Raw genomic sequence first — 12,706 nt, forward strand, 5'->3', positions numbered from 1 at the left:
TTAATAGCCGTCTCTTTATAATTGCCGACGAGGGTTAATGCCGTCAAACTCAATGTATCATAATCTTTAGCAATATTTAAGAAATAAAATCAATCTTGGCGATATGGTGTATTGTTAATCTTTTGTTGAGCTTATACAACTAACTCAGGGCTGGATTTTGAAGAAAAACTTTCACTCTTTAGATAGTTGTCCTTGATGGTAAATTTTTAAATACTAAACTGGAAATTAGCGATCGCAATCAAAAATTTCGAGCCTGATTGCGCCAAGATTTTCGCCTAAGAATTATTTTTTTCCAAAAGACAATTTTATGGAAATGAACCCAAAGATAAACTAGGGTTTTTAGAAGATGTTTAATCAGTATCAACCTTGCTCACAACTCTTCTGGAAGTAAGGCAACGAATCCGGTTTTTAGTCAACGCTTAAACCCTGCTTTTTCATAGAACTGCAACGTCTTCTCGCGTTTTGAGCCACTCAGAAGCATCACTTTATAGCAATGTTGCTACCATGCTAAAGCTAAGACATAATGTAGAGCCTGTGTACCCAATCCCTGTTGTCGATAATCGGGATAGGTGACAACATTTTCAATAATGCCGTATGGACTTGCGCCACGTGTCAAGTTGGAAACAATGGTTAAACTACATATTGCTACTAACTGGTTATCAACATCAGGTACAATGTAATACAAACGAGGATCGCGTAAAATCCCATTCCAGATAGATTGTAAAACATCATCAGTCGGTAAAGGTGCATCGACGGGATTTAGGTGGTTATATAAAGCCAAAAGTTGGGGAAGTTCGTCGCCTGTAATTAGGCGAACGGTAATTATCGGTTTCGACAAACCTGTATTAGGGTAATTTTTGACAATTTCAAACATCAAAATTATGGAAATGTCAATTCAGTGCGAACAACTCCAGCGCGTTCATGACTGGCTAGCAGTTTAACTGTACTCTCTTGAGGCACACGCACCACCCATTCCACCTTTGCCCGATCCTTGGTAGGATCGCTGTGCCGCCTAATGGGAGTTGAAGGCTTATAGGCTCGTCCCTCTAATTGACCTAACTCTTCACGGAGCTTACCCGTTACTAAAGTTCCCCCAGGAGGTAGTTCAATTTCACAGATACAGCCTCGCACCAGCTTTTTTTCTATAGCTTTTTGGGTGACGTTGGTGGGCAACCAGCCTGTATTATGCACGACCAATCGCACTCGATAAGTATCATCACCCAAGTTGTGAACACTGGCTTCATAAATCTCTAAACGAGGAGATATTAATAGATGCCAGACCAGCCATTCTGGGAAGAGGGCTATTTCTTTCTCCAGAAACTCAGGGGGTGGATTTGTCCAAGCGTACATGGTATCCCAGCCACCTAATTCAATCTGTCCGAGTTGGGGATGCTCGAAGGGATACCAATCTACGTAGCCCTTACCTACAAGTTTTTCATCGCTCCAGCGCAGCAACTTCAGGTCATCTTCTACAGGGTGTTCTCGCTGCCAATCGATGTATTTGTAATCATTAATTCCAGCTTGGCGCTGCGGACTCCAGACTTCTACTGTCCAGGCAAATAGACCTTGGTATTCATAAGCCCAATCGTCAAATGTACCTGTAATTGCGTCTTTGGGGTCATAGCGAAAATCATGAAAGGCGGAGATGGCTGGGTATTGGGTGAGTTCAGTACCTTTAGCACCAATGCGTTGATAAGTGCGAAGGTCATTGACGGGGAATTCGTCATCATTGAGGTGGGTGTAGGGACGGATGAGAACACCGCTAAAGGTATGAAAGGCGATCGCTCCTGTAATATTAGAATGTGTAGTGATAAATTGAACTAGCGATCGCACTTCTGTTTCAGATGTAGGATAGGGGCCAGCCCCCGATTGCTCAGATTCTTGCCGCCACAAAAATGGAAAATTTCGGTTTAAATCTAGCCCTTCCTTAGAACGCTGAATTTTAATCTCAACTCCGTCATAATTTTCTATCTTTCCTTCTGGTAGTACGCGATAATACTGACCACCGATTTCTGTTGGTTCGCGCCGCACCAGCAGGCGAGGTTCAGTAGGACAGACTTTCCAAGCCCCATTAGCATCGGGGATTCGCATCAGTAAAATCCGACCATCGCCATCGATATCTTCCATCACTAACCCATTGTTGCCTTCGTCATCATGGGGATAAGGACGAGTACCGGAGCGAATAAATTTTGGTTTGTCAGCCAATGCCAACTCAGCACCATCAGGATTGACACGGGGGCAAATGTAAAAGGTGCGGGTATCTAAACAACGGGTAATTTCTGAGTGAGTACCGTAAGCTGTAACTAATGTTTGCAAGAGATATAGACAAACACTTGATGGTGCTAGTTCAGTGGCGTGAATGTTGCCATCAACCCAGAGGGCAGGTTTTTCTTGATGTGCGCCAGTGGCAAAGTTGGTTACTGTCAATAGCCAGATATCACGTTTTTCGTAACTCTTGCCAATACTTTCTATGCGTACTAGTTGGGAAAATTCCTTTGCATAACTGTGTAGAATGCGTGTTAAATCTTCATAACGATAGTATTTATCAAACCGAACATCTGGCATAATCAACCTTCCCATTAGGAATTACTTTAATGCAGCGGTAGCGAGTTTGCAAGCTTCATTACGAATTACAAATTACGAATTACGAATTATTTTAATTCGGCTTACCCATAATCGTGAATGCTGCCCAGTAATAAGGATGATTATAAAGATTTTTATCTGATGCCATTTTACTATTTCTATATAGTTGTGTCGCTAAATAAGTTTGAATTCTTACTTCTTGAGGATGCAGATTATTCAAGATATCTTCATACCATTTTGTTATTTCTCCAGCAGTTAGTTCTTTCAACCATCGTGTTGCTTCAGCTAAAGCAGTAATTGCTGATTTATTTGGCTGTAATCGTCGATAAAACTCGATCATCACCAAGGCACTAGCTGAAGATTCTACACTCCAAAGTGTACTCACTACATGAGGAACGCCCTGACTCACAAAACCAGTAACTAAACTCACATATTCGCTGCTGATAGTATAGTTACTAGCACTTAAATTTTCACACGCAGAGAGGGTAATAAGGTTGTAACTATCTAGATTTTGTTGGCAGATTTCATCTAGAGTAAGTCTGTCTTCACCCGCTAATGCTAATTCTGATTTTTTCGGTTCAGCTAGATTATTAGTGACATGACCCGTAAAATGCAAGATATTATAATTATTAGATAAGGCATTTTCAACAATACTTTTCGTAGCTTCTGCTCCCTCAATTTGTTGGATATTATTGAACATCTGACCAACAATTTCAGACTCCAGTTTGGCAAATCTCAGTGGGGGATAACCTGTACTTTCAGGATGTTCTACACTGAGCAATAACTTATTTTGCCACTGCAAAATATCCTCAGTTCTGATTGATAAACCTATTTTGGCACTAGGTAGATAGGTAAAGCTGAAATTTGATTCCACATTCGGTAACTCTTCTGGTGATGGCGAAGAAAGATGGAAAAGTGTATGAATGGGCAATCTGTACAAGTCACGGTGAGGAATTAAGACCAGTTGGGTGATGCCTTCGAGTTCCTGTGCAATTGTGGAAATATTCAGGATTTCATACAGCTGCAACAGTTTCTCTTCCATATCAACTCGCCAAGAATGCTGACTTTTACTTTCTTTGTCGTGGGCTGTGCTGCGATATTCTTGGTATTGTTGATGCCAATCTTCTAGCCAAATTTCAAATTCAATTAGGCGTTGCACTGCTTCGGGTAGAGGCAATTCATTTAGACGGATAGCGTCTTCTCCTAAAGGTATTACCCTAGTATCTTGTATAGGTGTAAATAGGAGAATTGGTGATGGCGCTTGATCTTTGAGAATAAAAGTATGTAGGGCAACTGGACTAATATGCCAGTAAATAATTGCTGTTGTGGGATTGAATAGTTGTTGAATTGCGCCATAATAAGGCGAGTAAATATTATCATTCCAACCAGAAAGCAGCCAGTTTAAACAAGCATTTTTACCTTGTTCGGCAATTTCCCAAGCTTCTACTACATCACCCGACTCCACAGCTAAATCAACTGCTAATTGATTGAAACCTGCAAATTTTAGAGCTAGCTGTTTTTTACTTTCGTCTGAGCGAGTTTCTTCACTCAGTAATTGTCGCAATAAATCTGTCCCACGTTGCAGCAATTCTTGAACTTGTGTGGTTTGTCCCAAACCCATCAACACTTTGCTTAAAGATTGCAAAACCTCTAAGTGCAACTGGGGAAAATATTCTAGTGTCAAGGTTAACAGCGCTTGATGGTACTCAGATGCAGCTTTGCGCCAAGAATCGCGGGGATTGGTATGTTTTTTGCCTTGCTCGTAGTAAGTATTAGCGATCGCAAAATGCAATCTACCCCAACCTTCTGGATGGGTATCTGTCCGCAGATGCTTTAACCCTTCCTCGTAGCTGGCTAATTTTCCTTCGTAGCCGCCCTGTTGTAAGGTGGGATTTGTCGCTATGATACTACTCGACAAATTCAATAATACGTCAGAATCAACTAAATGACCGATCGCAGTTCCCCGACCAATCCAAGCTTCCCAATAATCTTGTTTAATTTGCAAAGCGTTATCATAACAGGCGATCGCTTCGGCAAATTGTTCTAAATAAAACAGTGCTAATGCCTGATTATACCAAGCTAAATGGAAGTCGGGTTTAATGGCGATCGCTTGCCGATAGGAGGCGATCGCTTCTTGTCTACGTCCTAAGTTGTCTAATGCTATACCACGGTTGTACCAAGCTAAGTAGAAGTCGGCTTGAACTGACAGGGCTTTATCCCAGGAGGCGATCGCTTCTGACCACCTGCCTAAATTAAACAGCACTACACCTCGATCTATCCAAACTTCGTGGTACTCTGGGTCAATTTCTATAGCTCTGTCGTAAGATATAATCGCCTCGGCAAATTGTTCGCTGACAGCTAGGGCTATGCCTCGGTGATACCAGTTTTCCTGGTCTTCTGGTTCGAGTTGCAGTGCTTGGTCATAACTAGCAATAGCTTCTGGTAGCCAACCTAATTTCAGCAGTGCCAAACCCTTGCTAGACCACGCTTCTTGATAGTCTGGCTTGATTTCTATAGCTTTGTCAAAAGAAGCGATCGCTTCTTCAAAGTATCCTAATTCTCCGAGAGTTCCACCCCGGTTATACCAAGCTTTGTAGTAGTCGGGTTTCAGTTCTGTGGCGGTTTGGTAAGAGGCGATCGCTTCATCAAAACGTTCTAAATGGAACAGCGTCAAGCCTCGATTAAACCAATATTCTGAGAATTCGGGTTGCATTTCAATGGCTTGATCATAAGATGCGATCGCGCCTAACAAATCGCCTGTTTTCGCTTGGCTTAGACCTTGGTAAAACCACCCTTGAGCGTGGGTAATCGGATTCTCGCTATTTCGCTCAATAATATCAGGGGAATTACTGCTTTGAACTGCCAAATCCGAAGCAAGTTGCTGGACTAAATTGGTACTTTGATCCAATTTTACCCACAACTCATCTAAGGTATTAGCCACATTCGGCTCTAAATTCGTCAAAGTGTTATCCCAGGTTTCCACCGAAGAAGACGTTGCTAATTCAGTCTTTTGTCTAGTGGAAAGGAGATTTGCTGGTGTTGTAATTTGAACAACTTCTTCATCGTCAAACCTCAATTGGGCTAACGAGGTAATTGAATCTTCCGGTGCCGGAAGAGGAATATTTTCTGGTATTGTGGTTTGGGCGTTTTCCCTTTGATACTCCCATACTATTTCCTCTAAGTTTTCGGGCGATCTCTCCTCAAAAGAGGCATTTTGGGGTGCTGACGTTATTGGTTCAACATCTGGCTCATCGTACTCCCATAATTGTTCGCCTAAGTTACGGATTAGCTCTTGTCCGGGGGAAGTTGGGAGAATTTCTTCATCGGTTGTATTTTCTACCACATTTTGCTCATCGTACTCCCATAACTGCTCGCCTAAATCGCGGATCAGTTCTTGCCCAGGAGTAGTTTCTATTACATTTTGCTCATCGTACTCCCATAACTGTTCGCCAAAATCGCGGATCAGTTCTTGCCCAGGAGTACTTTCTACATCATCTTGTGCCTGATTGTCCTGATGTTCTATTTCTGTAGGTAAGTTTTGCATTAGCCGAATGCCAATGTCATAAGCAACTTCTCCAATTCTGCCAACACCAAGTTCCCCCAATTGCACCATCTGTGTTGCTAAAAGAGGATTTGGTGTACGTGAAGCTAGCAAGCTTTCACCAAACGTCACCAACCAGTCTATCCAGCGTTCAGCTGGAATGCGATTTTCGATTCGTTGCAGATACCTCAATGCCCACTGTCGTCCTCGTGCTTGATGCACGCCTTCTAACAATTGGATAAACAATTGTTCCAGATCCGCATTGGTTAGTTCTGGTGGTATCTCCACCAGATTGCGTCCTCTCGCACCCTTGAGAGAACTATTCTGTTTACTTGCAATGAGGCGCTTTAGAAACCTTTTAAGCGACTGCGATATCCGCCTGAGCATCTGCCACACTCTTGGATTTTGTTTTTCTAGATTGTAGCCATCGTTGTGTTAAAAAAATCATCAATTACGTAAAAATCCATTCGATTCGGACAGCGCTTCCGTAGCAGGTTAGCAAAAAATATACAAATCTTCAAGAGCATAGCATTACAACGTTACAATTCCCAGGTTTTACTCTTGAATTTGACTCTGGCAAGCAGTTAATTTTCAGTTTGCTCTGTAGTCGGTTGACCAGCAGGATATAACTGACTAATTAATGCCTGGACAAGCACTTCTGGATCGTCTGTTTCAACAGCAAGCTGTTGAGCAATCTGCTGGCGTAAGTTTTCATCCTCCTGCAACATCACAAACAACTGTTCTAGGGTGACAGTTTGGTATTCTCCCTCTGGGGGGTCTGGTGCATCTGCTGACTCTGATACTGGGGTGGCTACTTCAGAAGTCAAAGGAGTGCTAAAAGCATCTGGCCCTTCGTATTCCCAAATTGGTTCGCCTTCATTGCGTGTCAACAACTGCATCCCGATATTATAAGCAACATCTCCAATTTCTCCGACGCCCAATTCACCCAATTGCACTAATCGCGCCGCCATTTCATTATTTGGTGTCGGAGATGCGAGCAATCTGTCGCCAAAGCGCCCTAACCACTCAACCCAGTCTTGAGTTGTGATCCGATGTTCGATATTATGCAGCCACTTTTGTGCCCATGCTTCCCCTCTTGCTTGATGTACTCCCTGCAACAGTTCGTTGAAGAGAAATTCCAGATCCGTATCGTTTAAGGGTGGTGCTGGTTCTTTTACCACATTTCCCTTAGATTTTGAGGTAGTCTGTTTTCCACCAAACAAGCTCTGAAAAAGCTTTTTGAGCCATTGAAATAGCCGCTTGAGCATCTGCTGCACCATCGAGTTTTACTTTATCTATAAAATTGTAGCGATCGCACTGGACTATGGCGTTAGTTCAGTCAATAAAACGTATAGTCATTTGTCATTTGTCAAGAATTTTTTCCCTGCTCTCCACTTCTTAATCAGAACAAATGTACTAAATGATATGCTATAATTCCCATACATTGATGTTGAAATCATATCTGGTTGCAAGTTTCCTGAGTGCCAAAATTTACGGCATTAGTTAAGTCTGGCGCTATGGCAACATCGATAAACAAAGCAGGTATGAGAGTTTAAAATAGTTGAATCCCAAACTCGACTCGGTGCTAGTAATTAACTTTGAAAGGCATTGAAGTCTATATTTCCATGTCTTACGAACCCCTGCACCACAAATATCGTCCTAAAAGTTTTGCTGAACTGGTGGGTCAAGAGGCGATCGCTACTACCCTCACGAATGCGATCGGCACATCCAAAATCGCCCCTGCCTATTTGTTCACTGGGCCTAGAGGTACGGGGAAAACTTCTAGTGCCCGGATTCTGGCTAAATCCCTCAATTGTCTCAAAAGTGACAAGCCTACTGCCGAACCTTGTGGTGTGTGTGAGGTTTGTCAGGGGATTGCCAAGGGCTACGCCTTAGATGTAATTGAAATCGACGCTGCCAGTAATACTGGTGTCGATAATATCCGCGAATTGATTGAAAAAGCCCAGTTTGCTCCTGTGCAGTGTCGCTACAAAGTTTATGTAATCGATGAATGCCACATGCTCAGTACTCAGGCATTCAATGCGCTACTTAAGACACTAGAAGAACCACCTAAGTACGTAGTTTTTGTGTTAGCGACAACAGACCCACAACGGGTGTTACCAACGATTATTTCGCGCTGTCAAAGGTTTGATTTTAGACGCATTCAATTAGAGGCGATGGTGAAGCATTTAAGTGCGATCGCATCTTATGAAAACATTCATATTTCACCCGATGCTGTCACCCTGGTAGCCCAACTTTCTCAGGGAGGGTTGCGGGATGCCGAAAGTTTGCTCGACCAATTGGGTTTGTTAGCGGGTAAAGTGACACCAGAGCGAGTTTGGGATTTGGTGGGGACGGTAAGCGAACAGGACTTGCTAGCACTTTTAAATGCGATCGCTCAAGATAAACCGGAAGCCGTTTTAGACTGTACTCACCACATTCTAGATCGTGGTCGAGAACCCCTAACTATTCTGCAAAATCTCGCCGCTTTTTACCGCGATTTACTCATAGCCAAAACAGCACCCAACCGCCATGATTTGGTTGCTTGTACTCAGCAAACCTGGACAGTGCTGATTGAATTTGCTCAATACTTCGATATGAGCGTGATTTTGGCAGGACAAAAACACTTACGAGAAGCTGAAGTACAAATTAAAAATACCACCCAGCCGCGTTTGTGGTTGGAGGTAACATTACTAGGATTGTTACCGAGTGCGACGAATATTCAGCCACAAGCCGCAAGTGTCACGCCGCGAGTTAATATACCTGTTGTATCTCCAAGCTATCCTCCAGCAGTTGCCCAAAATCACCCAGTCTCTTCTGTACCTTTAGCTGAACCGAAAACAAATCATAATTCTGCATCTGCCAATCATCAAGCAGCTGCCCAAAATCAACCCGTCACTTCATCTTCCCCAGTTGAACAGCAAACAAATCACAATTCTGTTACTGACTCAGTTTCACCACCAACCCTAGAACCTGTTGCTGTTCCTGTGCCATCAGTGAATATTGAATCAGTTACTTCAGAAGTTGTTGGCGAAGCTGAATATGACTTAATTCAGATTTGGCAAAAAGTGCTTGCCAACCTCCAGCCAAAATCAAGGCAAGAAATGCTGCGTCAAATGAGCCAACTCATAGAGTTCGACGGTGTTGTGGCTCGAATTGCTATTAAACAGGCATGGTTTGACAAGGGGAAATCTTATCTACCAATGATTACGGCAGCTTTCCAGCAGACTTTCCAGCGTGAAATCCAGATAAATTTAGAAAAAGGAACTTCTTCAAACTCTACCTCAGCCAAAAAAAATCCTCCGCCAAAAGACTCTACTCGCGTTCAGCAGCCACCCACACCCAGTTACAACCAGCAAATTTCGTCTCCAGCGCCAGTACCACAGCCAACTACGCCACCACCAGCACCGACAGCAGCAAAAAATGGAAATGGCGTAGATGGAAATGGGGCAAATGGAAATGGGGCAAATGGAAATAGGACACAAACTTTGTCTCCACAGCCACAGCGAACACCTGTACCTGATTGGGAACCTGACGAAGTAGCGATCGCAGCTCAACGTGTAGCAGAATTTTTCAACGGACAAATTATCCGCTTTGCAGATGATTTCCCAGAATTCTCCGATTCCATAACTACACCAGAATGGGTAGAAGAATCAGAAGTAGATGATGAATAAAAAATTGGGCATTGGGCATTGGGCATTGGGAAAAGATCCTAAGAAAGTCTGCCCTACTCCTCTACTCCATCATCCCCTTATTTCCCATCCCCCGCTCCATTTCCTATTCCCCATGCCCCATGCCCTATTCTCTATTCTTCATTTCCGGTATGCAATGTTTTCACCCATTTCAGGCGCTTTGGTCTTACCGACATCCGGGCGGTAGTACTGCTCATGACGACTAACCAGTGCAACATATATAAATTGCCACGCAGGGTTTGCACCAGCATCATCAAATATGTAGAAAGTGGGAATTTTTGATCTTGACGTATCCGTTTTAGACCTGTAAACATCCCTACCATCGACATAGTAACGGATAACCCTGTGATGGGACTTAACATGGGTGGGCGATGACGAGCGATCGCCATTAATAAATCTGGGACTGTTGCTGTCGGCAAGATGTACATAATTAGCATAAAAATCAGCAAATCCCAGCTTTTGCGCCCTCCCATGCGGTTTTTGAGAATTAAATCCCAATAATCCAAATAACGTTGATATCCGCCTTCTGCCCAACGGTTGCGCTGATGCCAGAGTGAAATTGCACTTGTCACTCCTTCTTCTTGCACTGCTGGCTGAAAAACACACTCAATATCCCATTTGTCCAAATGTAAACGGATTGTCAAATCCAAATCATCGGTAATGGTTTCTTCATTCCAGCCACCGCAGCTTTCCAAGGCTGAACGTCGGACAAATTGACCATTGCCCCGCAATTCGCCAATGCCACCAAGGGCAGTCCGCTGTTGCTGAAACCAGGTATCAAGTGCCATTTCGGCCATTTGACCCTTAGTCCAAAAGTTTTCTTTAGCGTTGGCGATCGCTTTTCGCACCTGTACCGCCCCCACGTTTTCTCTTTGAAATAAAGGTATTACTTGTTGCAGCAAGTCTGGTGTCACTTGGGCATCAGCATCAAATACTGCTATAATGTCGCCCTTTGTCAGCGGCAGTACCTGATTCAACGCCCCCGATTTGCCACCAGTAGCTTCTGCTGAACGCCTTAGTACTTTCAGATGGTCGTGTTTCTGTTGGAGTTCTGCTAATAAACGTGGCGTGCTATCACTGCTGCGATCGTCAATTATCCAAATTTCGTACTGCCCACCTGGATACTCCAGATTACAAAGATTTTTGACTAATTTAGCAATTACCGCTTCCTCATTTTTCGCAGCCACTAGCACAGAAACAGAAGGTAAATCTCCCTGTATTTCTTTTGGATAGCGACGGGATTTAGTAAACACTACCACCAAAGCATGAAATCCTAGAATGGTGGTCAGTCCTAGAATAATAATGGAAGCCCAAGAAACTAAATGTAGAGCGATCGTGCCACTCCAGACGATAGTCAAGACTAGAGCTGCTTTGCCTCTACGACCTTGAAACCGGGGTATTAGAGATACAGAATCTGTCTCTAACACTAACTCCTCATCTGCTGATAGGTCAGACAACAAGGAGTTGAGCGGATCAAGCTCTTGATAAGAATCTTCTTCGGGCCAGGAATTCGCTGGCATAGATTAGGTTGCTTGATTCAAAAACCAGTATTTGTCTACAGTTAGTAATTTTACGGACAAATATCCCTAAGCTACTTTTCCCGATATTAATCGGAATGGGCAAACTGCAATACCCGCTATCCCTAAGCTAAAAGCCGCTGGGACTACCTTTGTTGTCACCGCCATCTACGTAATTACCTCGCATTAACCACGTTTGCTACTCTTAGACAGAGGCTTGATTCCTTTGATAGCCACTTGGGCAGGAAGCTTGTAGAGTCGGACTTTCTCCAATGAGAACTGCGGTTCGGGTAAAGTAATAGTAAGGTAGCAGCAGTTTTTTGTTGGGAAAAACTGCAACAACGGTATCCACCACTTTACAGTAGACACTTTTAGTGTTATCTTTCCCAAATTCGATAACAGTTAATGCAGCATTATTGTAACCGAAATTTTAATATTTCTTAGTAGTAACTTCATTTATTGGGCATGGGGCATAAGGGATAAGTCTTTGATACTTACTGACAAGTTTTTGAACTTCACTCCTCTGCTCTCCAGTCCCCCAGTTTCTATTCCCTATGCCCCATCCCCACTATGTGCTTTAGACACATCTTTGGGGAATACTACTAATATCCACTAATATCCCCAGTTGCTAACTAACTTGAGGAATATTTAACTATGTCTATTGAGCAACTCCAGCCTGCAACTCAACAACAAGCCAGTGTTTACTTACCTTATGTTCAGGGTGCTAGGCGCAATTTCTTACCCTATGCCATCAGTCTTTATCAAAAAGGGGTCTTGGAAGGACATCGGAAGATCGAAGCCAGCGAACATGTCCCCTTTGTCGCCTCCTGGAATGTTGCTACTTTACCCTCAGACTTAACCCGTTGCCGAATTCAGTTTGATGGCAATGCTGACCTGAGTTATGAACTAATGATGGCTAGTTTCGAGTTTATTAATTTTTTAATTGAACTTATGGACAACTATAAACGTTATCGCGTGACCGATTTTTCACAACCGTTTTACCGCAAGCTACTGCGTATAGATGATTGATTAAACTCAGCCGGACTTTTGCAAATCCGGCTTGTATTTAAAATTACACTAATGGTCTATCCCAAAAGTTTTGATAGGTGAATCAGTTTTAAATTTCTCTTTTTTATCTCTTATACGTTGCGTTCTTCTCTAACGAGACGCTACGCGAATGGGCCCTTCTCCCTTGGCGCTAGCCTCTCCCTTTGGGAGAAGGGGAGACGCTAACGCGTAGCTTGCTTTTCCGTATGAGTATGCGGTTCGTTCTCTTATCGCTCAAAATTAATAGGTAAGCAAGTTCGTAGTAAACACTTTAGTCCTTATTTTTTAAAGAAATTTGCTCACAAGGTGCTGATGTTTACAATTCA

7 protein-coding genes are annotated in these 12,706 nt (G+C 43.1%); 2 read left to right on the forward strand and 5 right to left on the reverse strand.

Annotated elements, in window-relative coordinates:
* Positions 1-499: 499 nt before the first annotated feature.
* The 4 genes from ACFE93_RS02505 to ACFE93_RS02520 form a co-directional block, all read right to left on the reverse strand.
* Positions 500-874, reverse strand: a complete 375-nt coding sequence (locus ACFE93_RS02505; RefSeq protein ID WP_375471867.1) for a GNAT family N-acetyltransferase — start codon at positions 872-874, stop codon at positions 500-502.
* A gap of 5 nt (positions 875-879) precedes the next feature.
* A complete protein-coding gene (locus ACFE93_RS02510; RefSeq protein ID WP_375471868.1) occupies positions 880-2,565 on the reverse strand; it encodes a M14 family metallopeptidase in 1,686 nt (561 codons plus the stop codon).
* A 91-nt stretch (positions 2,566-2,656) separates the two neighbouring features.
* Positions 2,657-6,511, reverse strand: coding sequence for a tetratricopeptide repeat protein (locus tag ACFE93_RS02515; protein ID WP_375471869.1), 3,855 nt, complete (start codon positions 6,509-6,511; stop codon positions 2,657-2,659).
* 197 nt (positions 6,512-6,708) lie between these two features.
* Positions 6,709-7,404, reverse strand: coding sequence for a hypothetical protein (locus ACFE93_RS02520; protein ID WP_375471870.1), 696 nt, complete (start codon positions 7,402-7,404; stop codon positions 6,709-6,711).
* A 345-nt stretch (positions 7,405-7,749) separates the two neighbouring features.
* Here ACFE93_RS02520 and ACFE93_RS02525 point away from each other — a divergent pair, with 345 nt between their 5' ends.
* Positions 7,750-9,798, forward strand: a complete 2,049-nt coding sequence (locus ACFE93_RS02525) for a DNA polymerase III subunit gamma/tau (protein WP_375471871.1) — start codon at positions 7,750-7,752, stop codon at positions 9,796-9,798.
* A gap of 131 nt (positions 9,799-9,929) precedes the next feature.
* On the opposite strand, the gene ACFE93_RS02530 is transcribed toward ACFE93_RS02525, so the two are convergent.
* Positions 9,930-11,336 carry a glycosyltransferase gene (locus ACFE93_RS02530; protein ID WP_375471872.1) on the reverse strand — a complete coding sequence of 469 codons (1,407 nt, stop codon included), beginning with the start codon at positions 11,334-11,336 and terminating at the stop codon, positions 9,930-9,932.
* A 651-nt stretch (positions 11,337-11,987) separates the two neighbouring features.
* Between ACFE93_RS02530 and ebsA the strand changes: the two genes are divergently transcribed.
* Positions 11,988-12,362, forward strand: a complete 375-nt coding sequence (ebsA, locus tag ACFE93_RS02535) for a type IV pilus biogenesis protein EbsA (RefSeq protein ID WP_104905290.1) — start codon at positions 11,988-11,990, stop codon at positions 12,360-12,362.
* Positions 12,363-12,706 lie beyond the last annotated feature (344 nt).

The sequence above is a fragment of the uncultured Nostoc sp. genome (genome assembly GCF_964247315.1).
Lineage (GTDB): Bacteria > Cyanobacteriota > Cyanobacteriia > Cyanobacteriales > Nostocaceae > Nostoc.